The organism is Micromonospora sp. NPDC005686 (assembly GCF_042871665.1).
Classification (GTDB): Bacteria; Actinomycetota; Actinomycetes; order Mycobacteriales; family Micromonosporaceae; genus Micromonospora.
On the sequence record NZ_JBIAIY010000003.1, the window covers coordinates 370,048 to 395,943 of the forward strand.

The window sequence follows — 25,896 nt, forward strand, 5'->3', positions numbered from 1 at the left end:
GGGCCGGACGGGGAATGCGGGCCGGGTTTCCGGCCGGGCGTTCGGCCGGGGTCGATCGGTGGGAGGACGATGGCGGACGAGCGGCGGGCCGACGCCGACGGCGCGGCCGAGCGTGGCGAGGCGGCTGAGCCCGCGCCCGACCGCACAGCCGAGCACGGCACTGCGGTCGAGCACGGCATGGTCGGGCCCGACCGTGCCGCCGGCCTCGGCGGCGGGGCGCGCTCCGGCCGTACCGGGTGGTCGCGCGGGGCGTCGGTCGTCCGCCGGGTGCCCGAGCCGTGGGGGTTCGTGGCCGCCGTCTTCGTCGGGTCGAAGCTCGTGCTCAGCCTGGTCGGCGTACTGGTGCTCGCCGCGTGGGACGGGGTGCCGGGCACGCCGCCGGCCGACGAGACCGGCATGTGGGAGCAGCAGCGCGCGATCTCGTCGCACCGCTGGTTCTCGCTCTGGTTCGCCTGGGACTCGTTCCTCTACGACCACCTGGCCCGGTTGCCGCTGAACCGGCCGTGGACCGACTTCGGCTTCCCGCTGCTCTACCCGTTCCTGGCCCGGCCGCTCGCGCCGCTGCTCGGCGGGCACACCGCCTGGGCGCTGCTGCTGGTCAGCAACGTGGCGCTGGTGTTCCAGCTCTACTACGCGTACCGGCTGGGGGGCCGGCTGGTCGGCGGCGCGGAACCGGGCGACGGCCGGCGAGCGGTCCGGTACCTGCTGCTCCTGCCGACGGCCTTCCTGTTCCAGGCGGCGCTCACCGAGTCGCTGTTCGTCTGCCTCGCGCTGGCCGCCTTCTGGTACGCCGAGCGAGGCCGCTCGCTGCTCGTCGGAGTGATCGGCTACTTCCTGGCGATGAGCCGCTCGGTCGGCTTCCTCGTGATGGTGCCGCTGGCGCTGGTGCTGCTGCGCGAGCACGGGTGGCGGGCCGGGCCCCGCCGGTGGCCGCGCCTGGTGCGGCAGGGCTGGCCGTTGCTGCTGGTCCCGGCGGGCTGGCTGACGTTCATGGCGTTCTGCCGCTGGCAGGGCGGCGACTGGTTCGCCTACCAGCACGCCCAGGAGACCGGCTGGGGGATCCGGCTGCAGAACCCGATCACGACGGCCACGTCCGCGCTGACCGGCGACAACTCGGCCGACGCCCTGCGGGTCTGGATCGCGGTGGCGATGGTGGCGGTGGCGGTCGTCGGGCTGCGCCGCCGGGCCGACTGGCCGTACCTGGTCTACACGCTCGTCGTGGTGCTGGTGCCGCTGTCGATGGGGCCGCCGGTCTACAAGAGTCTGCTGCGCTACCTGCTCGCCGTCTTCCCCGTCGCGTTCGTGCTGGCCCGCTGGACGCGGCGGCCCGGCCTCGACGGCTGGCTCACCGCCGCGCTGGCGCTGTTGCAAGGCGCGTTGTTCGCGGTCTGGCTCACCTACTGGACCCACCTGATCATCTGACCGCCGCCTGCGTGGCCGTGGGCGCAGTCCTGCGGGACGGCCGGGCGAACCGCAGAATGGGCGGATGAGCGACCGGCGGGTGACACTCGACGACCTCGGCGCCTGGCTGATCAAGGGCAACGCGGACGCGGTGGACCTGGCGGCCCGCTTCGCCGCCGACCCGCACGTCACCGGCTGGTGCGTCCCCCCGGCTACCGGGTGCGCCTGATGCGCGCCGGCCAGCCGGTGGTGTTCTGGGCCAGCGGCAGCCGGGGCCGGGCGCCGTACGGCGTCTGGGGCGTCGGCCGGATCGCCGCCCCGCCGGAGCCGGGTGCGCCGGGCGAGGCGTGGACCGCGCCGCTGGACCTGACGATCCTGGACGAGCCGCTGCGGGTACGCCGCGACCTGCTGCGCGCCGATCCGCGGCTGGCCGGCGCGGAGGTGCTCCGGCAGCCGCAGGCGGCGAACCCGTCGTACCTGACCGTGGCCCAGTTCGACGCGCTGCGCGGCTACCTGCCCGACGGGGCGCGTGGTCCGAGATTCGTCGGACAGGTCGGCGCACGGGCGGCCGTGGACCCCCGTGCTCCTGCTGGCGCACCGGCGAGCCGGCGAGGCCGGCTGAGTTGCTGATCTCGATCCGGGGATCCGGACGGTTTCGGCTTCCTGGTCGCCGCGGACGCGGAAGACTTTGCCAACGGAGGTGTCAGTCATGGCCGGTTCTTCCCGCGTCGCCCGTAGCGCGCCCGCGTCCCCGGTACGCCGGGCCGCCCAGGTGGTCGGCATCGTCTTCCTGGTGGTGGGCGTGCTGGGGTTCATCCCCGGCATCACCACGAACTACGACACGATGATGTTCGCCGGGCACGAGTCCCGGGCGAAGCTGCTGGGCCTGTTCCAGGTGTCGGTCCTGCACAACATCGTGCACCTGCTCTTCGGCGTCGCCGGGCTGGCGCTGTCCCGGACGGTCTCCGGCGCCCGGGCGTACCTGATCGGCGGCGGCGCCGTCTACCTGGTGCTCTGGCTCTACGGCCTGGTGATCGACCACGACAGCGGCGCCAACTTCGTGCCGCTCAACGGCGCCGACAACTGGCTGCACCTGTTCCTCGGCGTCGGCATGATCGCCCTCGGGGTGGCGCTCACCCGCCGCCCGGCGCGCCGCGCCTGACGGCCGGGCCGGCGCCTCGAAGTGCGACTGGTCCTTCGGCGGGCGCAGCCGGCCCGGCCGTACCAGCCCAGACAGTGCGCCGCCTCGACCAGGCGACTACCGCTGCCCTCTCATAGAATTTCGGGTTACCAGCCAGCTACACGGTGAGAAGTCGTTCGGCGTTGATGCGTCGGGTGGCTTCGCGCTCGGTGGCGTTGTTCCAACGAGTCGCTTGACGGGCCAGACGTATCGCCATGAGTCGAGTCATCGCGACCTTGATCGTGGTTTCTGAGTTGACGGTCAGCCGTTCGTAGTTGAAGCCCGTGACGTCGTCGGTGCGCTTGACGATCTCCACCAGGATGCCGAGTTGCTCTTTCGCCCAGGCCAGCAGGCTGGAGTCGATGCTGTTGGCATAGCCGCCGCCGGCCCACACAAGGGCGATGGTGGTAAACGCCTCGGCCAGCCGTGCGAGGATCCGCCGGCCTCCGGGGCGGTCGTTGACCGACGCGGAGGTGACCATCACGACCAGGATCAGCCCCATCGTGTCGACGATGAGGTGCCGTTTGTGGCCGGTGGTCTTCTTGCCCATGTCGAACGGCGAGACTCGCCGCCTTCGCTCGACTTGATCGACTGGGCGTCCAGCATGGTCGGCATCGTCCGGGCCATCCTCGTCCTGCGCCGCGTCGAGACCAGCCGCTACTCAGGATGAAAAGGGCTGGCGCGCCTTTTCCTGCCGGAGTCGTAACGTGCAGCACTTCGGGCCACCGCCGGCCTTGCGCAGCTCGGACAGGCCGACGTCGATGGTCTGGTAAACCCGCTCGCGCAGCTTGGCAGCGGGATCGGTGGCCTGGGCGACAAAACTGTGGCGGCAAGTTTATCAAGGTTTCGGAAGGCGGTCGCACCATCCGATTCAATTGACTAAGTCGCGCCTTCGGCGAAAGCCACATAGCCATCCGGAAGGGGTGCTTCGAGTAATCGTATCTTCACTCGCTGTCACCGTTGCGGAGGTGTCGAGAGGGTGCCGCCAGGCTTCTCCGCTGATTTATTTTCCGGTTAACCATTCTGTGACCATCGAATGGTGTGATGCAGTGGAATCGATCCCTACGATCGTCTACGACAATCTCGTCAACTGGAGGTGGGACATGAAGGGTCCGCTTGACCTGACCGCTCTGGACATCACTGAGGTGTCCTGGGCGGAGCAGGGCGGGGAGTCGAACAACCTGTACGCCGCCACCCCCACCGGCAGCGTCGAGGTCACCGATGGTGCGATCGACGGTCGGAGCTGTGGTTGCACCTGCGGCGGCTGCAGCTGCGCAGGGCGTCCCAGCCACACGTGGTGCTGCGTCAACTGTCATTGAGCCATTTTCATCCTGCGTAGCGGTCGGCTTCGACGCGGTGCAGGACGAGGATGGCCTGCACGATCGCGGTCGCTCGGCGTGGGCAGCAGCGCAGCTTGACCAGGATTTTCCAGGTCTTGAGGGTGGCGATCGCGCGTTCGCCGCGGGCGCGGATCTTCGCGTGCGCTCGGTTGACGGCCTTCTGCCGGCGTGACAGCTTCGGCCGGAAGCGGCGCCGCTTGAACGGGGTGCGCACGCTGCCGGGGGCGCCTTGATAGCCCTTGTCCGCGAAGGTCATCACGTCGGTGCTGGCCAGGGCGTCGATGATGCCGTGGGTGCGGGCGGCGGTCAGGTCGTGCGTCGAGCCGGGCAGCGCGGCCGAGGCCCAGACGAGACGCCCGGCCGCGTCGGCGATGACCTGCACGTTCACTCCGTGACGCTTGTGCTTTCCGCAGTAGTACGGCTTCTGGTTGGCGACCCGGTCGATCGGGATCAGGGTGCCGTCGAGGATTGCGTAGGCGAGCAGCCGGATCCTGGTCATGGCCGTGGCCAGGTCGCCGGCGGTCGCGGCGGGCAGGTCGATGGCCTCGCGGACATCACGCCAGGCGGTCGTGACGCTGATCTCGAATCCGGTGGCCAGGCAGGTCAGGGTGTCGCCGTTGCGCAGGTGGGCCAGGGCGAGCAGGGCTTGCCGGCCGGGGTCGAGGCGTCGCCACCGGGACCGTCGCTGCTGGCGGCGGGTTCGGATGAGGGCGGGCGAGGTGGTTCAGGCTGCGGGTGGACAACGGAATCGCGGCAGGGTAAGACAGCACAGCGAGGCTCCCGGTTGGGGCATCTGATCTTGGTCGATTGCTGTCTTACCGGGAGCCTCGTCCTACCTGGACACCGGCCTCCCACACCGCCCGTGACCTGCGCCGTCACGATGAAAATGGCTCACTGATCCGGTGACCGGCGTGTCCGGTGTCGGCAACTGCCGGCACCGGGCACGTGTCGGAGGCGGGATGTCGGCGTCGCCGGCCCCCGCCGTCACGAAACGACCAGTCACGGGAGGAAGTCGGATGGCGACAGGGGTGGACGACGTGATCGAGCTGAGTGTGGTCATACCCACGCACCAGGACGCTCACTGTCTGGAGTTGACGCTGCGCTCGTTGGCGCGGCAGACGCTGAGTCCCGAACGCTTCGAGGTCGTCGTGGTTCGTGACGGCGGCTCCCCAGCAGGGTACGAGGACCTCGCCACCGCTTTCCCCGGGATCAACCTGAACCTGGTGCACGCCACCGAGCAGCGGGGCCGGGCAGCCGCGCGCAACGAGGCGGTCCGACTCAGCCGGGCGCCGCTGCTGCTCTTCCTCGACGCCGACTCCTACACCTCACCACAGCTGTTGGAGCGCCACCTGGCCCACCACGCGATCCCGGGTCGCCCCCCCGTGCTGCTGGGTCGCCGCGACGAGCTGCACCTGGAACACATCGAGACCGTCCTTGACGGCAAAGATTTCCTCGACCTGCCCCGACTGCATATCGAGGGCGGTGGTGACCTGCGATTTCCCGGCGGCGAGCCGATGGGACAGGAATGGCTGCGGGTGGGCTGGCTGTTCAGTTACACCCACAACATCTCGCTTTCCCGGCGCCTTTTCGACCTGGCTGGTGGCTTCAATGAAGCTTTCGGACTGCGTTGGGGGCTGGAGGACATTGAACTGTTCTATCGGGTGCACAAGCAGCTCGGGGTCAACGAGCTGAATTTCGCCTTCGACGAGGAGGCGCGCGTTTTCCATCTGCCGCGTCACCGCCGGATCGAGCGCGACTGGGACGATTTCGCCGCGAACCGCGAACTCATCGTGGAGCAGGTGATCGAGTGGGAGTTCTTCGGCATGATGGAGGTGTACGGGTCAGTCGAGCGGATCCTGCGATACCGCGCCGCGATCACTGACTGCGTACGACAGTCCACCTGCCGGATCGGGCCGGCGGTGCAGCGGCTGGCCGATGCTCTTCCCGGTCCGCGGGTGCTCTGGGTGGGCACCGGCAGCGCGGAGGCCGGCCTACCGGCCGAGGCGATCACGTTCGACTACTCCGCTCCGCCCGGCCCGACCAACTACCACCTGATCGGCATGAACCCGCCGATCGCACCGGGCAGCCTCGACGCGGTGGTCAGCGTGGACTTCTGGCGGTACCTGCGGTGGAGCGACTTCTGCCACTTCGTCAACGTCGCCGGCCGGCTGGCCGCCGAGGTGCACCTGGTGCGCACCGACGATCCCGCGACGGCGTCCCTGCCGCCGGGAGTGGCTGCGCTCGACTACGTACGCCGGGCCTTCGAGACGGCCTTCACCATCGAACTCGCCCGCGTGGACGGGCTCGGTGACGTGCTCACCCTGCATCCCCTGCCGGCTGCCGACGGGTCGGCCCTCGTCGAACCGGCCGGACCGTGACGACCACGCCGCTGATTCAGGCTCGCGGCCTGACCAAGACCTTCCGGATGCCCGACAAACCCCCCGGCCTGGCCGGCTCGCTGCGGCATCTGGTCCGGCCGCGACACCACGAGCGCACCGCCGTCGACGGGGTGGACCTGGACATCGGTCCCGGCGAGGCGGTGGCGTACGTGGGACCCAACGGTGCCGGCAAGTCGACGACGGTGAAGCTGTTGACCGGCATCCTGCATCCGACCTCCGGGGAGGTGCAGGTGTGTGGGGTGGTCCCGCACCGGGACCGGCACGCCAACGCCCGCAACATCGGGGTGCTCTTCGGCCAGCGCAGCCAGCTCTGGTGGGACCTACAGGTGCGGGACTCCCTGGCGCTGCTGCGGGACATCCACCGGATTCCGCAGCGGCGGTACGCGCAGCGGCTGGCCGAGTTCGACGACCTCCTCGGGTTGGGCGAACTGCTGCCGGTGGTGGCGCGGCGGCTGTCGCTGGGGCAGCGGATGCGCGCCGATCTGGCCGCCGCGCTGCTGCACTCGCCCCGGGTGGTCTTCCTGGACGAGCCGACAATCGGACTGGACATCATCGCCCGCCAGACGGTCCGGGACTTCCTGCGGGCCCAGTGCCAGGCCGGCACGGCACTGCTGCTCACCACCCACGACATCGGCGACATCGAGCAGGTGTGCCGCCGCCTGGTCGTCCTCGACGAGGGGCGGGTCATCTTCGACGGTCCGATGGAGTCCGTCCGGCAGATGCTGGCCCGGGACCGGACGCTGCACCTCTGTCTGGACCGGGACTGGCCCGCTGGCCTCGACGTCGGATTGCCGGGCACCAGGGTCGCCGTCGGGGAGTCGCCCCGGCAGCTGTCGATCACGTTCGATCGGGACCGGCTCGGTGCCGGTGAGGTGGTCTCGGTGGTCTCGGCGGTGGTCGAGGTGGTCGACCTGCGCATCGACGAGCCGTCCCTGGAGGACGTGGTGCGTCGTGCGTACGCCGGCGAGCTGTCCCGGACGCCCAGCGCGCCCGGAGCGCCCGGACCGGTCGGAGTGGTCGGACCGCGATGATCGCCTATCTGAGCCTGAGCCGGATGGCCTGGTCCACGGTGCTCGCCTACCGTACCGAGTTCCTGCTGCAACTCGTCGGCAGCGCGGTCCAGGCGGTGGCGCTGTTCGCGGTGTGGCGGGCGCTGTTCGTCGGGGACACGGACGGCAGTCTGGCCGGGCTCTCCTGGGACCAGATGAAGGGATACCTGTTCGTCTCGTTCCTCACCGGAACCATCCTGTCCAGCTTCACCGACGGCCAGCTCGCACTGCGGGTGCTGGACGGCTCGGTGGCGTTGGACCTGGTCCGACCGATCGACTACCAGCTCGCCCGCTTCGCCGAGGCGATCGGTTACCTGCTCGGCGAGCTGATGGTCGTCGTGGTGATGGGCGGCGTCCTGCTGATGGTCTTCGGCGGCGCCCCGCTGCCCGACGCGCCGCAGGCCGCCCTGTTCCTGGTGAGCCTCGCCGCCGTCGTGCCGCTGAAGTTCGCCCTGGTGTACGCGGTCGGGCTGGCCTGCTTCTGGACGGGCAACTTCACCGGTCTCACCCTGTCCCGGATCGCCGTGACGAGCATCCTCTCCGGTGCGCTGGTGCCGATCGCCCTCTACCCGCAGTGGTTGCAGACGATCTGCGTGTTCTCTCCTTTTCCTGGCATCGTCTCCACTCCCGCACTGATCTTCCTCGGCGAGGTCCAGGGCGCCGAGGCGCTCTCCCTGGTCGGGCTGCAACTGCTGTGGATCGTGCTGCTCTGGCTGGCGACCCGGCTGTTGTGGCGGGCTGCCCTGCGCCGGCTGGTGGTGCACGGTGGATGATCGCTTCCGGGCACCGGGAACCCTGGGCCTCTACCGCCGACTGCTCGGCGCCCACCTGCGAGCTGTGCTCGAGTACCGCGCCGACGCACTGCTCACCATCGCCGCCGCGGTGCTCGGCCAACTCGCCGGGCTGGTGTTCGTCGTGACGATCTTCGCCCAGACCCCGGTGCTGATGGGTTGGACCAGGTGGGAGGTGCTCTGCGTCTCCGGGATGGTGATGCTCGCCGAGGGGGTCGGGTCGCTGTTCTGCGAGGGCGCCTGGCAACTGAGCGGCATGGTCAACATGGGTGCGCTGGACTACTTCCTGGTCCGCCCCTATCCGGTGGTGCTCCAGGTGACGGGTTCGGCGGTCGGCGTCAACGGACTGGGCAACGTGGTGATCGGGGTGTCGCTGCTCGGCCTCTCCGCCGGGCGGATCGAGGTGGCCTGGACGCCGTTCACCCTGCTCTGGGCGGGTGTGCTGTTGGTCAGCGGGGTGCTGGTCAAGACCGGAATCAGCCTCGCCACGAACGCCCTGGCCTTCTGGTTGCTCAGCCCGTCGAACTCGGTCGCGGTCAGCGTGCACATGCTCGGTGACCTGGCTCGTTATCCACTCACCGTGTACGGCCCGGGGATGCGATCGCTGTTGACCGTGATCCCGGTGGCCTTCGTCGGCTACTTCCCGGCCGCAGCTCTGCTGGGCAGGGGCGGGCCGGCCGCCGTCGGCGCGTTCAGCCCGCTTGTCGCGCTGGCCGCCGCCGGGGTCGCGTTGGCGCTGTTCAGTCTCGGGCTACGCCGCTACGAAAGCGCAGGCAACTGAGATGACCGGACAGTGGGCACCGCACCCCGACGGCGTTGTGGCGGGCTACCTTGCGGCGGTGGCGGTGCAGTCCCGGGACCTGCCGGCCAACTATCCGTCGCCGCGCGGCAAGCAGTACCCGGACAGCCGCCGGTGGCCGCTGCACTGGCCGGGACCGGGCGCTCCGCCGCTGGGTCGCACCGCCGTCGACCGGCTCAGCGCCCTGCTGCTCGGGTACGCGCCCCGTCGGCTGGAGTTGATCACCGATGCCGCCTTCGCCACGCTGACCGGACAACCCGCCACCGTCACCTCGTACATGCGACTGCTGCCGCTGTGGATCGCCACCCGGTGCGGGGTGCCCTCCGGAGGCGCGTTCTACCCGGCCGAACTGTACGTCGTATGGGGAGGCACGGCCGGGCTGCCGGCGGGGGTGTACCACCACGATCCGGTCCACCACGCGCTGGAACTGATCCGCCCCGGCGACCCGGCCACCGGCTTGGATCTCCTGCTCGGTGACACCGGCCCGCAGCCGCGCCACGCCGTGGTGGTGACCTGCCGGGTCTGGAAGAACGCCGGCAAGTACGGAGCCATCGGCTACGGATTGTCCATGATGGACAGCGGGGTGCTGCTGGGCCAGCTCGCCGGATCACCCTTGGCCAGCCGGGTCCGCCTGCTCCGCCACCCGGCGCCGGTGGACGCCCTGCTCGGGCTCGACGGCGAAATGGAGACCGCGGTGGCGGTCGTCGAGCTGCCGGCGGCTGACCTCGGCGACGCCACGCCACCCGACCTCGGTGACGTCGCCGGGTGCGGTGACGTCACCGCACCCGATCTGTCGGTGCCGGGTGCCGATCCGCTGCCGGCCGGCGTACTGCCGGCTCCGGTGGGCCTGGACGGCGACCGGCGCAACCGGCCTGGAGCCGCCGCCGCCGCCGTCGCCCTGCACCAGGCGATCCGCTCCGGCGCCGATTCCGTACCGCTCGCGGCACCGGAGTCGGGCTGGCCAGCGGTGCCCGGTCGCGAGCCGGCGGAGGGTGGACCCCCGCAGGTGGAGCTGCCGCCGCCGGCGGCGCCGTCCCGGGGGGCCACCGCCCGCCGGGCGTCGGCCACCGACCTCGCACCCGGCCTCACGGTCGGACAACTCGCCGCCATCTGCGCGTACGCGGGCGGCCATCGCCCCGATGGCGCACTGGCCGAGTTGACCGGACACCGGCACCATCCCGCCCTGTGGTGCCTGGTCACCCAGGTCGACGGGCTGGCCCCGGGCGGCTACCGGTACGACCGGGAACGGCACCGGTTGACGCCCGCCGCCCCGGCCACCAGCCCGACCGCGGTCGGCATGCTCAGCGGGGTGAACACCGCGATGAGCATGGCCGGTGCCAGCCTCTTCGTCGTGGCCGAGGGGCAGCCGCCGATCGACCGGCTCGACCCGCTCGCCCTGCGGGACCTGTACCTGCGCACCGGGGTGACCGCCCAACTCGCCGCGCTGGCCGCAGCGACAGTCGGAGCGGCCACCCGGCCGCTGGGCAGCTTCGACACGCAGGCGGCGACCGAGGCGCTGAGGTTACCGCCCGGCGCCGTCCCCCTGCTGCAACTGCTGCTCGGCAGACCGAAACCACGAGCCGGCGCGTTGGTCGTGACGCTCACGGAGGGAAGTGCGGATGCATGACAGCCAGGTCCCGGTACTCACCGGGACACCGGAACCGCCAGAGGTCCTGGCGATGCTCGCCGCGCAGGGGGTGGTGCTGCTCCGCGACGGCGGAAGGCGGCGGGACACCTTCGTGGCACTCGGCGACGCGCTGATGGAGCCCGTGGCGTACGCGGGCGGCTTCCAGCAGGAGCGAGACGTCATCGGCGGCGACCGCACCACCACCTCGGTCACCCGGGGCACCATGGGGATGCCGTTGCACCGCGAGGCCTCCTACGGGCCGGGCTCGCCCGATCTGCTCACCTTCTTCTGCGAGCGGCCGGCCGACGACGGCGGCCGGACCACGCTCTGCGACGGCGTGGCCCTGCTCGACGCGCTACCGGACGAGGTGCGCGTCGAGTTCGAGCAGATGGAGATCGTCTGGGAGAACACGCTGCCCGCCGAGGACTGGCAGCGCACCTTCGACACCGACGACCCGGAGACGGTCCGACTGGCGCTGAGCCAGTGGGAGCCCTACCTGCGGCCGTGGGAGTCGGTCGGCGTGCACACCGCCGGCACCGGGCTGGTCCTCGGCTTCGGCACCCGGTGTACGCCGCCGACCCGCTTCGGCGGCGTACCGGCGTTCTGCAACTCGCTGTTCGTCAGTCGACCGGACGAGGACGAATACCACGACCAGCGGTTGCGGGTGCGTACGGCGGCGGGCGCACCCCTGCCCGCGCGGCTGCTGTCGATCGCGGCGGAGGTGGCGCAGCGGTTGACGGTCGCGGTGCCCTGGCAGGCCGGCGACGTTCTGATCGTCGACAACTCCCGATACCTGCACGGTCGGCAGTCGTTCACCGACACCGGCCGGTCGGTGATGGTCCGGATGGGACACCTGCACCAGAAGGAGGAGGCATGAGGGCGAAGCTCCGCGACGACCTGCTCTACGTGGCGGTCGAGAACGGCGTCTACATGGAGACCGGTCGGGGCAGCACCGAGATCACCGGCGGTTCGGCGTACCAGTTGGTCGCGCAGCTCGCCCCGCATCTGGACGGCAGCCGTACGCTCGACGAGCTGACCGGCGGCCTGCCACCGGCCCAGCAGCGGCTGGTCGCCGACATGGTGGGCATGCTGGTCCGCCGCGGCTTCGCCCGTGATCTGGACGCCGAGTCGCCGCACGGCCTGCTCGACTGGGAACTGGACCGGTACCGGCAGGCGATCTCGTACGCCGAACACGTCGCCGACGCTCCGGTGCACCGCTTCGAGGCCTTCCGCAACGCCCGGGTGCTGCTCGTCGGTGCCGGGGCGCCCCTGCACAGCCTGGTGCAGACCCTGTTCGACCTGGGGCTGCGGGCTGCGACGGTGATGGAGACCGGTGAGGAGCCGGCCGACGACGAGGCGTACCAGCGGATCCTGGACCGCTGCCGGGACGGTGACCCGACGGTGACCCTGACCCGGGTGCCGGACGCCACGGCGGGACCCGAGGCGGCGTTGACTGCGGTGTTCGGTGGATTCGACGCGGTGCTGCACTGCACCGGCCGCGAGCTGGCGGGCCGCGCCGTGGCGGTGACCCGGGCGGCTCGGGCCGCCGGCATCCCCGCCCTGCACGCGGTACCGAACGGCGACTCCGTCTGGGTCGGGCCGAGCAGCGGCGATGTCGCCGCCGGTTGCTGGGAGTGTGGCGTACGCGCCGCCCACGGCACCGGCCCGGCCGGTGCCACGCTCGCCCTGCTGGACCGGCCGGAGCACCGGTCGGAGCAGCTGACCGCACCAATGGCCGCGCTGATCGGCGGGATCCTGGGCTTCGTCCACTTCCGCGCCGCGATTGGCGGACCGGGCGCCGCACCGAACATCATGACCCGCCTCGACCTGGATTCCGGTCAAACCAGCGGGCACCCGCTCGGGGCACACCCGCGCTGCGGCAGCTGCGCCGAACGGACCGCACCGACGCCGCTCGCCGAGCGGGTGGCCACGGTCGCCGGCCGGACGCCGATCGATCGGGACACCTTCGCCACCCGGGTGATGGCCGTGATCGACAGGCGGCTCGGACCGGTCATCGAGGTCGGCACCGGCGAGTATTCCCAACTCTCGGTGAGCTGCCTGACCGCGACTGTCGCCGACCTGACCGGCGCGGGCACCGGCCCCCGGGCCGTCACCGCGGTCGGCGACGACCGTCGGCAGGCACTCGTCCGAGCCACAGTCGCCGGGCTCGAACTGCTAGCGGCCGAGGCTGCCCCGCCTCCGACCGGGTCCGCCACGCCCTCGGCCGATTCCACGCCGTCGCCAACCGACACCTGGTGGGATCCGCTGACCGGAGCCGTGGTGGCGGTGCCCGGCGGGGCGACGTACCCGAAGGTGGTGGCGGGAGGGCTCAGCTGGGCGGAGGCCCAGGGCCGGGCCGCGCTGCGGCTGGCGTACGCCACCGCCGGTGAACCTCCGCTGCCCGCATCGGCCGATGCCGGCGGCGAGTGGAGCCGGGACACCTGGCCGACCGCGGTCCGGCACCTCGCCGACGACATGGCCGTCCTCGGTCACGAACTGCACGCCTGGCGGGACGTCTCCGACGTTCCGACAGTTTTCGTCGGCACCGGTGACCGCTGGCTGTCGCACGCCTGCGCCACCGACGCCGAGACCGCGCTGGAACTGGCCACCCAGACCGCCGCTGCCCTGCTCACCGACCGCGTCCCGACCGGCACCGACATCGGACCGGACGTCGGCACGGACTCCTGGGAGGGCGACCTGGAGACCCTGCTCAAGGGGTTCACCACCGGTGGGCGACGCCTGCTGCTGCGTCCCGTCGACGACCTGCCCGCGCTGCGGGCCGTGCTCCCGTTCATCGTCGAGGCGACCCTCACCGACGGCACCGGAGGAAACCGATGACAAGCACCATCGCGGCGGCCCTGCGTACCCTCGGTGAGGGAGGTGACCTGCACGCGGCGGTGACCGCACAGCTGGACCCGCAGCAGGCGCCGAACCTCGACCTCATCGTGCTCGATCAGCCGGAGACCGACCGGCTGCTCGCCGCCGCGACTGCGGCGCAACAGGCCGGGCGGGACTTCCTCCCCGTCTACCCGACCCCGCGTGGCATCCGGATCGGCCCGTACACCGTCGCCGGTACGCCCGGCTGCCACAGCTGTGTCCAGCGCAGGGAAGGCCGGGCCAGGATCGCCGGCACCTCCTGGCGGTCGGAGCTGTGGAAAGCCCTCTACGCCGACACTGTGCAGCCGCCCTCGCCTGTCCTCGCGCCCCCGGTACGGTCCGTGGTGGCCGCCCTGGTCGCCGACGAGGTGGCCCGTGCGAACGCCGGCACCGGACCTCGGTGCGCCGGCGCGGTGCTGGAGGTCGACACCGCGACTCTGGAGATCAGCCGGCACCGGTTCATCGCCGAGCCGGAGTGCGCCCTCTGCGGCGGCCTGCCCGACGACAGCCCGGCGGCGGGCAGCCTGACCCTGGTCTCCCGACCCAAGCGCCGCCCCGACGACTACCGGGCACGCAGCCTCACCGCCGAGTACGAACAACTGCTCGACCTGATGGTCGACAGCGAGACGGGCCTGATCTCGACGGTCACCGCCCACCACCACCATCCGATGATCCTCGTCGGGGCGCTCGGTGGACCCGTCTGCTGCAGCGAGCTGTCCGGGTACGGCCGGACCTTCAGTTACCCGGCCAGCGTGGCGGTCGCCATCGCCGAGGCGCTGGAACGCTTCGCCGGCACGCTGCCCCGGGCCCGGCGTACCTGCGTCACCGCCTCCTACCGGGAACTGGGGCCGGACCGGGCCGTCGACCCGGTGGCCCTCGGGCTGCCGCCCGCGCCGTCGACCCACCACGCCGTCCGGTACCACCCGGACCTGCCCGTCGAGTGGGTGTACGGTTACTCGTTCCGGCGCGGCGGTCCGGTGCTGGTGCCGGAGACCTTCGCCTACTACGGCGCCCACCAGACCACGTTCGGCGGGGAGAGCTCGAACGGCTGCGCCCTCGGCGGGACGATGGAGGAGGCCATCCTGCACGGCATCTTCGAGATCGCCGAGCGGGACGCCTTCCTGGCCACCTGGTACGCCCGGCTGCCGGTGCCCCGGATCGACCCGATGACGTCCGCCGACCCGATGACCCGACTGCTGGTGCAGTGGCTGGAGCGGACCACCGGCAGCCGGCTGCACGTCTTCGACATCACCATGCCGGAGCAGATCCCCTCGCTGTGGTTGATGCTCGTCGACGAGGAGGGCCGGCCGGGCCAGCCGAAGGCGTTCTGCGGGGCGGGCGCTCACCTCGACCCCGAGCGGGCGCTCTGGGCCGGACTGGTCGAGCTGGCCAGCGTCGCCGACGCGACCAAGGAGGAGGTGGCCGCCGACACCACGGCGCCGAGCATGGTCGCCGACCCGGAACTCGTCGTGCGGATGGAGGACCACATGCTGGTGGCCGCCTCGCCGGAGAGCTGGCACCGGTTCGACTTCCTCTACCAGCGGGACGAGATCCTGTCGATGGAGCAGGCGTTCCCGGTCGCCGACCGCCACCAACCCGCCGACGACCTGCTCGACGACCTGAACCGGGTGGTCGACCGCTACCTCGGCGAGGGCTACGACGTGGTGGTGGTGGACCAGACCGCCGTCGAGCAGGCAGCCGCCGACCTGACCGCCGTCCGGGTGATCGTGCCCGGCTTCCTGCCGATGGTGTTCGGATACCGCAACCGCCGGGCCGACCTGCCCCGGCTGCTCGATCTCCCGGTCCGCCTCGGCCACCGGGACACGCCGCTGGACCCGCAGGAGATCAACCCGTATCCGCACCCGTTCCCGTGATCTGGGTGTCCCTCTGGCTACGCTTGGCACCCGTGCCAGAGGGACACACGATTCATCGCCTGGCGGCCCGGCACGCCGAGCTGTTCGCCGGGGACAAGGTGCTCGCCACCAGCCCGCAGGGCCGGTTGGCCGAGGGAGCCGCGCTGCTCTCCGGCACCGTGTTGGAGCGCACCGAGGCGTACGGCAAGTGTCTGCTGCACCACTACGCCGGTGAGTTGATCCTGCACGTGCACCTCGGGCTGTGCGGCAAAGTTACCGACGGCGGCGGGCCGCCACCGGCGCCGGGTGGGGCAGATCCGGCTGCGGCTAACCACCGACCGGCACTGGCTCGACCTGCGCGGGCCGACCGCCTGCGAACTGCTCACCCCACCCGAGGCGGCAGCGGCTGGCCGGCGCGGAGGTGCTCCGGCAGCCGCAGGCGGCAAACTCGTCCTACCTGACCGTGGCCCAATTCGAGGCGCTGCGGCGCTACCTGCCCCGCGACGGCGCTACCTGACCGGTCCGCCCGGCGAGCCTGCCCCGAACGACAGGCGGGCCGGTGCGCGTCCGCATGCCGGACCGCCGTGCGTTCGGCCGCCGAGGTGCCGGTCCCGGTGACGAGTCGCCGGTTCAGGCGGCCAGGGTGGCGGTGAGCCGGCGGGCCTCGGCGACCAGCCGGCTGCCGCCGCCCCGGGCCGCCACGTCGGCCAGTCCGGGCACCTCGATCCGGACGCCCGTCGTGGTCGCCGCCTCCGCCGCCAGCGCGAGCAGGTCCGGTGTGCCCCGGGGTGGCGTCGGCGCGGCCAGCAGCGGCGGTAACGCCGCCGCGAGCAGCCGCCAGACGCTCAGCCGGGCGCCCGCCGCCAGCGCGTCGCGCAGCGGCGTGACGGCCCGGGTGAGGATCACCTGCCCCTGCGCTCCGATCTCGCCCAGGTGCCCGCCGACCGCTGGCGCGTCCAGGTCACCGGCGGCGGCCAGGAGCAGCAGCGCGTCGAGCGCGGCGACCCGGTCCGCCTCGTGCCGGGCACACAGCCCGTACGCCATGGCCAGGTCCAGCGCCGGCCCGCCCGCGCCCGTGCACTCGGCAAGGGTCAGCAGGACCGGGCCTTCTCCGCCGAGATCCTCCTGTGCGGCCATGGCCAGCTCGGGGAGGACGTGGGCGGCGACCACGCCCCGGTGCCCGGGCAGGACGGCCGGCCACAGGTCGGCGGTGCCGTAGGTCCGGCTGCCGATCGCCGGGGGCGTCAGGGTGAGCAGGCCGAACCGGTCGTCCACGTCGGCCGACGGGGTGAGCGCGACCAGCCGGCGTCGTTCCGGCAACGAGTCGTAGCTCCAGTCGCGTCCGCGGGACCGTTCCCGCCGGCCCACCGTCACCACCTCCTGCGCCGGCACCGGCACGATCTCGCCGCGCAGCCAGGCCGCCAGTTCGATCCCGGCGGTCGTGCCGAGCGCCTCCGCGCGTGCCGCCAGCGGCTCGTCGACGACTGCCGGCAGGCGCAGGAACGCCTGCCCGCAGTCCCACTGCCAGTACGGCCGGTCGCCGAGTGCGGCCAGCCGCTCGTAGAGCACCGCCGGTTCGATCGCCCCGGTGGCCGAGGTGGGCGCGGACAACAGCCCGGGATCGTCGTGTCCGTCCATCCGCTGCCCGGCCTCGGCCAGGCGCAACCGGTAGAGCCACATCGGCGCGGGACGGCCGGACGTCGCCTGGTCGGACCGGGACGTCGCCAGCACCGACGCCCAGTAGTCCCGGCGACGGGTGGCGTCCCCGATCCCGGCGGCGGCCAGCAGTATCCCGTTCACCTGCGCCGCGGGCATGAACCGGGCCCAGCTCTGGTGGTACTCGGTGACGTGCGCCCGGTGCAGCACCGGGCGCAGCGCCGCACCGACCCGGTCGCGCTCGCGGGTGCCCAGCCGCACCAGGCCGTCCATGACCCGTTCGAGAACCCCTGTCGGCCACTGCCCGCGCAGCGCCGCCGCGACCTCCTCCACCAGCTCGTCCACGTCGTCGATCGGCGGTGGCGCGGCCGCTGCCGGCAGCGGCGGCGGCAGGTCGTCGCGGGCCTCGGCCACCGTGGTGACGGCGACCGGCCGGTGACCGTGGCGCTGCGCCAGCGTCAGCGCGCGTTCACGCAGGCCGGCGTCCGGGTGGTCGGCGGCCACGGCGAGCACCGCGCCGATCGCCGGAGCCTGACCCGGGTGCTGCCGGGCCAGCCGGTCGAGCCAGGACACCTGCGCCCGGACCAACGCCTTCTCCGGCCGGGCCAGCACCGTCCGGGCGGCCTCCCACAGCGCCTCCGGCTCGGCGGCGTCGCCGGCCTCCCGGAGCGTCCGCTGGGCGGTGCGGGCCACCGGCCCGGGACCGTCGGCGAGCAGCCGCAGATAGGCGTTCGACCGCACCGCCACCTCGTCCGGGGTCGGTGCGAGCAGGTCGTGCAGGACCAGGAACGGGCGCAGCGCGCCCGGCCGGTCACCGCGCAGCAGCCGGCCGAGGACGCCGTTGAGCAGGACCGCCCGATCGAGCCGGCCCTCCGCCGCCAGCGCCGCCAGCGCCCGGGGCAGCGCATTCGAGTCCGTGCCCGTGCCGTCGCCGTGGGCCAGTTCGGTACCCACGCCGTCCACCTCGAACAGGCGCGGCAGCAGCGCGTCCAGGAACGGGTCCGCGCGTAGCCGGTCCACGGTCGGCAGGCGCGTCCCGCGCGGGGCCGGCCAGCCCTGCGCGGCGGCCCAGCCACGCACGAAGTCGTCCCCGGTCGGCGGCGGCGCCTTCTCCGCCAGCAGGAGCCCGGCGACGAACCGCCAGCCCACGACCATCCGGTCCCGGGGGAGCCGGTCGGCCAGCTTGTACGCCACGTCGGCCAGCCAGGTCACCCCGCGTTCCCGGGCGACGTCGACCACCGGCGCGGCGTCGACGCCGCTCAGCCAGACCGAGCGGCGGCCGAGCAGCGCGGCCACCTTCGTCGGCGTGCTCAGCGTCCCCACCGCGGCCACCGCCAGCGTCGCCGCCTCGCCCTGCCACCACCAGGCGTCCCGCCTGCGGCGCACGTCGGCGACCAGTTCGTCGCCGAGCGCCCGCCGGGCCGGCTCGTCCAAGCCGGCCAGGGCGGACCGGACCTCCGACATCTTGCCGCTCACCACCGCCTCGACGAAGCCGGTCACGACAGCGCCTCCACCGGCGCCGCGACCATCGACACGGCCAGCGCGTGCCGGCACGGCCCTCGCTGCCCGCGGTGCCGCGCCCACCAGCGGCAGGTGCAGGAGTACGCGCCGTCCGGGTGGCGGCGTACCCGGTAGGTCTCGGCGTCGGTGCGTACCGTCGCGTCCTCGCCGTCGCGCTCGACGGCGCCGCGCTCGACCAGCGCCCGCGCCCCGAGCAGGCGTGGGTTGTCCCGCTCGGCGCGGCCCGCGTCGTAGGGCATCACCCGGTGGAAGTACGCCCCGTCCGCCACGTCGTACCCGACCCGCCCGGCGGTGCCCAGCTGGGCGAGCGCGGCACGCACCCGCTCGTCGGGCAGCGCGGCGGCGTCGGCCAGCGCGGCCACGTCGATCGTCGGATCCCAGTTGAGCAGCGCGCCGACCAGTTCCGCGTCGTCGACCACGTCGTCACCGGCGAGCGCCGCCAGGGCCGCGCCCTCACCGGAGAAACCGCGGTACGGCTCGGGGGAGAGGGTGAGCGACACCCGCAGCGCCCCGGTGTCCAGCTCCCACGTGCTCGGCACGGCGGGGGAGCCGGCCCGCACCGCCGGGCCGTACACCCGCAGCGTGCGCGCGTGCCGCAGCACGCCGCGCAGCGCCGCGAGCCGGCCCGCGCCGGCGAGGCAGACCGCGCCCGGCGCCGGGCGGGAGGTCAGCCGCAGCGTACGCCCGGCGGGCACCGCCCACAGCACGCTGCGGTCGTTCGCGGCGGGCAGCCGGCGCAGGAACGCCGCCGCCTCCGCCGCCGGGATCTCGGCGCGCGGTTCGAAGCCGGAGGTGAGCACGTGCACCTCGGCGAAGCCGCGCAGCCAGCGGCCGGGCAGCGGCACCTTCCGCTCGACCACGGAGCCGTCCATGGTGGAGACCGTCAGGTCGTCCGGGCCCACCGCCACGTGCAGCGGCTCGATGCCGCCCACCCGGGCCAGCGCCTCCCGCAGCGGCGGGTTCACGTCCACGTTCGTGGTGCCGTGGCCGCTGATCTCCCCGTCCAGCCCGGCCGGCAGCACGTCCATCCGCGCGTACACCCCGCAGCAGCCGGAGAACGACTCGAACCGCAGGCGGCCCCGGCTGCCGGTCACCACCGGATCCAGGCTGGCCGGGTTGACCGGCTGGTGGTAGCGGGTGCGGGCCACCTCGGCGACGGCGAGCAGCCCGGCCGCCGCAGCGGCCGGGGCGGTGAGGAACCCGGCGAAGAAGCGCGGGTTGGCCGCCGGGCCGCCGCAGGTCTGCAGATCGAGACCGGTGGCGCGCAGCGCGGACGGCTGGAGGTATCGGTACGTCTGAGCGGCGTTCACGGCGCAGACCGTAGAGGGACCGACCGACAAAAGCGCGACGGTCCTGCTAGCTTCCTCAAATGTTCGCCCACGCCCTCACCGACGACGCCGAGCTGCGTCCACTGTCGCCCTGGCACGCCGACGAGTTCCTGGCCAACCTCGACCGCTGCCGCGACCACATCGCACCCTGGGTCGGCGCGTCCTTCGTCGCCACCGACGCCGAGTCGGCCCGCAAGGTCCTCCAGGCGTACGCCGACCGGTGGGCCCGCGACGACGGGGGCCTCTGGGGCATCTGGCAGCGCGGCACGCTCGTCGGTGGCGTGCTCTTCGTGTCGCTCAGCACCGCCCGCGGGGTGTGCGAGGCGGGCTGCTGGCTCGAACCGGGCGCCGAGGGGCAGGGCCTGGTCACCCGCGCCGCCCGCTTCGTCATCGACTGGGCGGTGCGGGAGCGCGGCATCCACCGGGTCGAGTGGATCACGAAGGCCGGCAACGACCGCAGCATCGCCGTCGCCCGGCGGCTCGGCATGCGCCGCGACGGCGTCCTGCGCGGGGCCGCCGCGACGCCGGAGGGCCGCGCCGACATGGAGGTCTGGTCGGTGCTGGCGCCGGAGTGGACCGCCTGACCGCCGAAACTGTCGTACCCGGACGTGAACATGTGTCCATGGCTGTCCCCGCACTGGCCGACCGGTCCCCCCAGCCGCGCGCCCTGCCGCTGCGCGAGGTCCGCACCCGGCTCACCCAACTCGTCTCTCTGGCCGAGCTGACGGACACCGTCACGCTCGTCACCCGCGACGGCGATCCCCGGCCGGTGGCCGCGATCGTGCCCGCGTCCGCCGCCCGCACCGGCGCCCAGGCACGTGCCGACGCCGAACGCGTCGCCGCGATCAGCGCCGGCTGGGCCCGTCGCCTGGAGGAGCTGCACCGGCAGTCCGCCCGGCGGCACGCCGCCGAGCTGCGGGCGCTGGCCGACGCGCTCGCCGAGGCGTGGGCCGAGCTGGACCGCCGTGCCCCGGCCGGTGACCTGGGGCTGACCCGGCTGCGCGCCGCGCACGCCGACCTGCTGCGCCGCTGACCCGTGGCGTCCCGGCCCGGTCTACGCGGGACGCCACGGGCGTGCGGTCAGCTCCGGCCGCGTTCGGCCCGGTAGCGGCGGATCAGCTCGGCGGTCGACGTGTCCACGTCGGCCAGGTCCGCCTCCGGTCCGGTGAGCTTCGGCGCGAGCTGGTTGGCCATCACCTTGCCCAGCTCCACGCCCCACTGGTCGAAGGCGTTGATGTCCCAGATCGCGGCCTCGGTGAACGTGATGTGCTCGTAGAGCGCGACGAGCTGCCCCAGCGTCGCCGGGGTGAGCTTCGGCGCGAGGATCGACGTGGTCGGGTGGTTGCCCGCCATCACCCGGTGCGCCACCACAGCGGGCGCGGTGCCCTCGGCCTCCACCTGCTCCCGGGTCCGCCCGAACGCCAGCGCGGCGGTCTGGGCGAAGAAGTTCGACATGAACAGGTCGTGCATGTCGCCCAGGTCGTGGTTGGGCCGGCTGAACGCGATGAAGTCCGCCGGGATCAGCCGGGTGCCCTGGTGGATGAGCTGGTAGAAGGCGTGCTGGCCGTTGGTGCCCGGCTCACCCCAGAAGATCTCCCCGGTCGGGTACGTCACCGGCGAGCCGTCGACGCGTGTCGACTTGCCGTTGCTCTCCATGGTGAGCTGCTGCAGGTAGGCGGGGAACCGGTGCAGGTACTGCGAGTAGGGCAGCACCGCGTGGGTCTCCGCGCCGAGGAAGTCGGTGTACCAGACGTTGAGCAGCCCGAGCAGCGCCGGCACGTTGCGCTCCACCGGGGCGGACCGGAAGTGCTCGTCGACCGCGTGGTAGCCGGCCAGCATCTCGCGGAACCGGTCCGGCCCGATCGCCAGCATCACCGACAGGCCGACCGCCGACGGCAGCGAGTAGCGTCCGCCCACCCAGTCCCAGAAGCCGAACATGTTCTCCGGGTCGATGCCGAAGTCCCGGACCCGCTGCTCGTTTGTGCTCACCGCGACGAAGTGCCGGGCGATCGCGTCGTCGTCCGCGTCCAGTCCGGCAAGCAGCCACCGCCGCGCCTGGTCGGCGTTGGCGAGCGTCTCCTGGGTGGAGAACGTCTTGGACACCACCACGAACAGCGTGCTCGCCGGGTCCAGGTCGGCGGTCTTGTCGTGGATGTCGGTCGGGTCGATGTTCGACACGAACCGGCAGCTGATGCCCGCGTCCCGGTACGCCTTGAGCGCCTCGTACGCCATCACCGGCCCGAGGTCGGAGCCGCCGATGCCGATGTTGACCACGGTGGTGATCCGCTCGCCGGTGTGGCCCCGCCACGACCCGGAGCGTACGCGCTGCGCGAACGCCGACATGCGCTCCAGTACGGCGTGCACGTCGGCGACCACGTCCTGGCCGTCCACGGTGAGCGACGCGTCGGCGGGCAGGCGCAGCGCGGTGTGCAGCACCGCGCGGCCCTCGGTGACGTTGATGTGCCGCCCGGCGAACATGGCCGCGATCCGGTCTTCCAGGCCGACCCGGGCGGCGAGCGCGCCGAGCAGCGCGATGGTCTCGTCGGTGACCAGGTTCTTGCTGTAGTCGATGTGCAGGTCGGCGACCTCACCGGTGAGCCGCTCACCCCGCTGCCCGTCGGCGGCGAACAGGTCGCGCAGGTGCGTGCCGCGCATCGCCTCGGCGTGCTTGCGCAGCGCCTGCCATTCGTCGGTGGTGGTGACGTCCACAGCCATCGGGTCGATCTTCTCCTTCACGACGGGCGGTCGGCCGGCCTGCGCCGGCGAACCCCACAAGCCTGCCACCCGGACCGCTCATGCGCGACGCGACCCGGCGGCGATCACCGTGCGGGCGGGACTTTCCGGCCGCCGGCGGCGGACACGCCCGTCGGGACGCCTGCACGACACGCCGATCACAGAATGACATCGGTCGATAGCGGAACGTAGTATCCAGCGTTGCTGCCTGATCGCGCGCCGAGGGGGTGCCATGGCCGGGGTGATCCACCCTCGTCCACCGTCCGACCCGCAGGAGGAGCCGGCGGGGGAGACCACCCTGCCCGAGCTCGTCGATCCGCACTGGATGCACCGGGCCACCGAACTGGCCCACACCGGCTTCTGGTCGGTGGCGCGCCGGTTGCCCGCGCTGATCCGCGAGGCGATCAGTCTCGCCTGGGCGACCAGCCGCCGGGACACCGCCGCCTCGCTGGGCCTCAACGTCGCCGCCGGCGTGCTCACCACGCTGGGCCTGCTCGCCACCACCGGGGTGCTCCACCAACTGTTCGCGGCGGGTCCGACACCGGACCGGATCCGGGCGGCGCTGCCCGCCCTGGCAGTGGCGGCGGCCGCCGTCGCCGGGCGCGGCGCGCTGACCATCGCCGCCGGATGGGCGCAGGCCCGGCTCGTACCGCAGATCAACTTCACAGTGGAGCGGCGGCTGTTCGAGACGACGTCCGCCGTGGAACTGGCGGCCTTCGACGACGCCGGCTTCGCCGAGGAGATGGACCGCGCCCGCGACCGGGGACTGGCCGAGGCGGGCTCCCTGGTCAACGACACGGTCAATCTGGTCACCGGCGTGGTCGGCGTGATCGCCACGGCTACCGCCGTGACGATCATCCACCCACTGCTGCTGCCCTGCCTGGTCGTCGCCGCCGCGCCGGAGGCGGTGACGGCGGTACGGATGGCCCGCCGCCAGCACGTCGACTGGCTCGCCCGCATCACCCGGCGGCGACGCAAGTGGATGCTGGGCGACCTGATGGCCAACCGGCACACCGCGGCCGAGATCCGCGCCTACCAGATGCGCGACTTCCTGCTCTCGGAATACCACCTCATGACGCGCCTGGAGACCCGCGCCGAGCTGCGCCTCGCCCGGGCGCAGACGGTCACCCGGGCGATCGGCCTGTCGATCACGGGCATCGCCACGTTCGGGCTCTACGTGGTGCTGGGCGCGTTGCTGGTGGGTGGTGTGGTGGCGCTCGCGGCGGCGGCCACCGCGCTGCTCGCGCTCCAGTCCGCGCGGACGAGCCTGCGCACGGCGGTCTTCGCCACCAACTCGCTCTACGAGGACGCCCTCTACTACCAGGACTACCGCGACTTCCTGGACCGGGCGACGCGGCGGATCCCGGCGGGCGGGCACCTGCCGGTCGCCGGGTTCGCGCGCATCGACGTCGAGCGGGTCAGCCTGCGCTACCCGGACACCGACACGGCGGCTGTCGACGAGGTGAGTCTGACGGTCCGGCGCGGCGAGGTGATCGCGCTGGTGGGGGAGAACGGCTCCGGCAAGACCACGCTCGCCAAGCTGATCGCCGGCCTCTACCGTCCCACCGGCGGCACGATCCGATGGGACGGCGTGGACGCCGCCGAGCTGGACCCCCGGCAGACCGCCGCCCAGGTCGCGGTCATGAGCCAGGACTGGTGGAAGTTCCCGTTCACCGCCCGGCAGAACATCCGGGCCGGCCGCCACGACCGCGCCGGCGGGCCCGGCCCCAGCGTCGAGACCGCCGCCCGCGACGCCGCGGCGCACGACATGATCAGCGAGCTGCCGTTCGGGTACGACACGCTGCTCGACCGGCAGTTCAAGAACGGGCAGGACCTGTCCGGCGGGCAGTGGCAACGGCTGGTGGCCGCCCGCGGGCTCTACCGCGACGCCCGGCTGCTGATCTGCGACGAGCCGTCCGCCGCGCTGGACGCACGTGCCGAGCACGCCCTCTTCCAGCACCTGCGTCGGCACCCGGACCGGGCCGTCGTGCTGATCACCCACCGGCTCGCCAACGTCCGGCACGCCGACCGGATCCTCGTGATGGACCACGGCCGGCTCGTGCAGTCAGGTGACCACGACACGCTGATGGCCCAGGGTGGGCTCTACCGCGAGCTGTTCGAGTTGCAGGCGGCCGGCTACCTCGCCGGCAGCGCGGAACCCGCCGACGGTTGACCTCCAGCGCACTCGAACTCCTACCGTGGCCGGACCGCGCGCCATCCGGCCGGCGCGGTGCAACCCAGGGAGTTCACATGCGCTATCGCGTCCTCGGCGGCACCGGCATCGAGGTCAGCGTCCACTGCCTCGGCACCATGATGTTCGGCGCGGTCGGCAACCCCGACCACGACGACTGCGCCCGCATCGTCCACGCGGCACTCGACGGCGGGATCAACTTCGTGGACACCGCCGACATGTACTCGGCCGGCGAGTCGGAGGAGATCGTCGGCAAGGCCCTGCGCGGCCGGCGCGACGACGTGGTGCTCGCCACGAAGGTGCACTTCCCGATGGGGGAGGGGCCCAACCGGGGCGGCAACTCGCGACGCTGGATCGTCCGGGCGGTGGAGGACAGCCTGCGCCGGCTGGGCACCGACTGGATCGACCTCTACCAGGTGCACCGTCCCGACCACACCACCGACGTCGAGGAGACGCTCGCCGCGCTCACCGACCTGGTCCGGGCCGGGAAGATCCGCGCGTTCGGCTGCTCGACCTTCCCGGCCGAGGAGATCGTGGAGGCGCACCACGTCGCCGAGCGGCGGGCGCTCGGCCGGTTCCGCACCGAGCAGCCGCCGTACTCGATCCTGGCGCGCGGCGTCGAGGCGTCGGTGCTGCCGGTGTGCCGCCGCCACCGGATGGGCGTGCTGGTGTGGAGCCCGCTGGCCTCCGGGTTCCTGTCCGGCCGGTACCGGCAGGGCCGGCCCGTCGACCTCGGCGCCGGCCGCCCGGCACTGACCCCGGCCCGGTTCGACCCGGCGCTGCCGGGCAACACCGCGAAGTACGCCGCCGTGGAGGAACTGGTCGCGCTCGCCGACGAGGTGGGCTGCACGCTGCCGCAGCTCGCCGTGGCGTTCACCGCCGCGCACCCGGCGGTCACGTCGACCATCATCGGACCGCGCACGATGGACCAGTTGGACGCGTTGCTCGCCGGGGCGGAGCTGACGCTCGACGACGCGGTGCTGGACCGCATCGACGAGATCGTCCCGCCCGGCACGAACCTCTACCAGCCCGACGGCGCCTGGTCCCCGCCCACCCTGACCGACCCGTCCCACCGCCGCCGCCCCCTCCCGGACCGGGCCGCCGCCTGACCCACACGCCCCTCCCGCTCTTCCCTCCGGTCCCGCCCACCC

At 72.7% G+C, this 25,896-nt stretch carries 21 protein-coding genes and 2 pseudogenes; 18 read left to right on the forward strand and 5 right to left on the reverse strand.

Annotated features, from left to right (window positions below; translation table 11 throughout):
- Nucleotides 1-69: 69 nt before the first annotated feature.
- The 4 genes from ACFYON_RS08805 to ACFYON_RS08820 all read left to right on the forward strand — a co-directional run bounded on the left by ACFYON_RS08805 (nt 70) and on the right by ACFYON_RS08820 (nt 2,563).
- Nucleotides 70-1,422 carry a hypothetical protein gene (locus tag ACFYON_RS08805; protein ID WP_387188579.1) on the forward strand — a complete coding sequence of 451 codons (1,353 nt, stop codon included), beginning with the start codon at nt 70-72 and terminating at the stop codon, nt 1,420-1,422.
- 64 nt (nt 1,423-1,486) lie between these two features.
- Nucleotides 1,487-1,630 carry a hypothetical protein gene (locus tag ACFYON_RS08810; protein ID WP_387188576.1) on the forward strand — a complete coding sequence of 48 codons (144 nt, stop codon included), beginning with the start codon at nt 1,487-1,489 and terminating at the stop codon, nt 1,628-1,630.
- The gene (locus ACFYON_RS08815; protein ID WP_387188575.1) at nt 1,630-2,031 is read left to right on the forward strand and encodes a hypothetical protein; all 402 of its coding nucleotides are present in this window, start codon (nt 1,630-1,632) and stop codon (nt 2,029-2,031) included. Before ACFYON_RS08810 ends, ACFYON_RS08815 begins: the two co-directional genes overlap by 1 nt.
- Before the next feature lie 79 nt (nt 2,032-2,110).
- Nucleotides 2,111-2,563, forward strand: coding sequence for a DUF4383 domain-containing protein (locus ACFYON_RS08820; RefSeq protein ID WP_354863910.1), 453 nt, complete (start codon nt 2,111-2,113; stop codon nt 2,561-2,563).
- Nucleotides 2,564-2,699: 136 nt separating this feature from the next.
- Here ACFYON_RS08820 and ACFYON_RS08825 read toward each other — a convergent pair whose 3' ends face one another.
- Complete coding sequence (locus ACFYON_RS08825) at nt 2,700-3,131, reverse strand: transposase (protein WP_354863908.1); 432 nt, start codon at nt 3,129-3,131, stop codon at nt 2,700-2,702.
- Between the two features lie 499 nt (nt 3,132-3,630).
- On the opposite strand from ACFYON_RS08825, the gene ACFYON_RS08830 reads away from it, so the two are divergent.
- A complete protein-coding gene (locus tag ACFYON_RS08830) occupies nt 3,631-3,900 on the forward strand; it encodes a hypothetical protein (RefSeq protein ID WP_387256640.1) in 270 nt (89 codons plus the stop codon).
- Between the two features lie 7 nt (nt 3,901-3,907).
- Here the strand turns inward: ACFYON_RS08830 and ACFYON_RS08835 are convergent.
- Nucleotides 3,908-4,691: pseudogene (locus tag ACFYON_RS08835) on the reverse strand (transposase family protein).
- A gap of 258 nt (nt 4,692-4,949) precedes the next feature.
- On the opposite strand from ACFYON_RS08835, the gene ACFYON_RS08840 reads away from it, so the two are divergent.
- From ACFYON_RS08840 to ACFYON_RS08880, 9 genes and pseudogenes are all read left to right on the forward strand, one after another.
- Nucleotides 4,950-6,299: a glycosyltransferase family 2 protein gene (locus tag ACFYON_RS08840; protein ID WP_387188570.1), complete on the forward strand. Its 1,350-nt coding sequence runs from the start codon at nt 4,950-4,952 to the stop codon at nt 6,297-6,299.
- 47 nt (nt 6,300-6,346) lie between these two features.
- Nucleotides 6,347-7,351: an ATP-binding cassette domain-containing protein gene (locus ACFYON_RS08845; RefSeq protein WP_354863902.1), complete on the forward strand. Its 1,005-nt coding sequence runs from the start codon at nt 6,347-6,349 to the stop codon at nt 7,349-7,351.
- Nucleotides 7,348-8,142 carry an ABC-2 family transporter protein gene (locus ACFYON_RS08850; RefSeq protein ID WP_354863900.1) on the forward strand — a complete coding sequence of 265 codons (795 nt, stop codon included), beginning with the start codon at nt 7,348-7,350 and terminating at the stop codon, nt 8,140-8,142. Before ACFYON_RS08845 ends, ACFYON_RS08850 begins: the two co-directional genes overlap by 4 nt.
- Nucleotides 8,135-8,941 (forward strand): ABC-2 family transporter protein, encoded by an 807-nt coding sequence (locus ACFYON_RS08855; RefSeq protein WP_355047562.1) that lies wholly within the window; start codon nt 8,135-8,137, stop codon nt 8,939-8,941. Before ACFYON_RS08850 ends, ACFYON_RS08855 begins: the two co-directional genes overlap by 8 nt.
- 58 nt (nt 8,942-8,999) lie before the next feature.
- Nucleotides 9,000-10,586 (forward strand): hypothetical protein, encoded by a 1,587-nt coding sequence (locus ACFYON_RS08860; RefSeq protein WP_357708030.1) that lies wholly within the window; start codon nt 9,000-9,002, stop codon nt 10,584-10,586.
- Complete coding sequence (locus ACFYON_RS08865) at nt 10,579-11,463, forward strand: TauD/TfdA family dioxygenase (protein ID WP_354863894.1); 885 nt, start codon at nt 10,579-10,581, stop codon at nt 11,461-11,463. The genes ACFYON_RS08860 and ACFYON_RS08865 overlap by 8 nt, the downstream gene beginning before the upstream one ends.
- Complete coding sequence (locus ACFYON_RS08870) at nt 11,460-13,424, forward strand: TOMM precursor leader peptide-binding protein (protein ID WP_354863892.1); 1,965 nt, start codon at nt 11,460-11,462, stop codon at nt 13,422-13,424. Before ACFYON_RS08865 ends, ACFYON_RS08870 begins: the two co-directional genes overlap by 4 nt.
- Complete coding sequence (locus ACFYON_RS08875; RefSeq protein ID WP_354863890.1) at nt 13,421-15,337, forward strand: TOMM precursor leader peptide-binding protein; 1,917 nt, start codon at nt 13,421-13,423, stop codon at nt 15,335-15,337. Before ACFYON_RS08870 ends, ACFYON_RS08875 begins: the two co-directional genes overlap by 4 nt.
- A 32-nt stretch (nt 15,338-15,369) precedes the next feature.
- Nucleotides 15,370-15,739: pseudogene (locus ACFYON_RS08880) on the forward strand (DNA-formamidopyrimidine glycosylase family protein); the annotation flags it as partial.
- A 207-nt stretch (nt 15,740-15,946) separates the two neighbouring features.
- Here ACFYON_RS08880 and ACFYON_RS08885 read toward each other — a convergent pair.
- Both ACFYON_RS08885 and ACFYON_RS08890 read right to left on the reverse strand, forming a co-directional pair.
- Nucleotides 15,947-18,472 carry a hypothetical protein gene (locus ACFYON_RS08885; RefSeq protein WP_354863888.1) on the reverse strand — a complete coding sequence of 842 codons (2,526 nt, stop codon included), beginning with the start codon at nt 18,470-18,472 and terminating at the stop codon, nt 15,947-15,949.
- Nucleotides 18,469-19,803 carry an SWIM zinc finger family protein gene (locus tag ACFYON_RS08890; protein ID WP_355095919.1) on the reverse strand — a complete coding sequence of 445 codons (1,335 nt, stop codon included), beginning with the start codon at nt 19,801-19,803 and terminating at the stop codon, nt 18,469-18,471. Before ACFYON_RS08890 ends, ACFYON_RS08885 begins: the two co-directional genes overlap by 4 nt.
- Before the next feature lie 59 nt (nt 19,804-19,862).
- Here ACFYON_RS08890 and ACFYON_RS08895 point away from each other — a divergent pair, with 59 nt between their 5' ends.
- Nucleotides 19,863-20,405, forward strand: coding sequence for a GNAT family protein (locus ACFYON_RS08895; protein WP_354863884.1), 543 nt, complete (start codon nt 19,863-19,865; stop codon nt 20,403-20,405).
- A gap of 38 nt (nt 20,406-20,443) precedes the next feature.
- The gene (locus tag ACFYON_RS08900) at nt 20,444-20,854 is read left to right on the forward strand and encodes a type II toxin-antitoxin system Phd/YefM family antitoxin (protein ID WP_355095921.1); all 411 of its coding nucleotides are present in this window, start codon (nt 20,444-20,446) and stop codon (nt 20,852-20,854) included.
- A gap of 47 nt (nt 20,855-20,901) precedes the next feature.
- Here the strand turns inward: ACFYON_RS08900 and pgi are convergent, their stop codons facing one another.
- On the reverse strand, nt 20,902-22,536 hold the full coding sequence (gene pgi / locus ACFYON_RS08905) for a glucose-6-phosphate isomerase (RefSeq protein ID WP_354863880.1): 1,635 nt from the start codon (nt 22,534-22,536) through the stop codon (nt 20,902-20,904).
- A gap of 250 nt (nt 22,537-22,786) precedes the next feature.
- Here pgi and ACFYON_RS08910 point away from each other — a divergent pair, with 250 nt between their 5' ends.
- Nucleotides 22,787-24,727, forward strand: coding sequence for an ABC transporter ATP-binding protein (locus ACFYON_RS08910; protein ID WP_354863878.1), 1,941 nt, complete (start codon nt 22,787-22,789; stop codon nt 24,725-24,727).
- Nucleotides 24,728-24,804: 77 nt separating this feature from the next.
- Entirely contained in the window at nt 24,805-25,854 is a 1,050-nt protein-coding gene (locus ACFYON_RS08915; protein WP_387320688.1) for an aldo/keto reductase, read from the forward strand.
- The last annotated feature ends 42 nt before the right edge of the window (nt 25,855-25,896 follow it).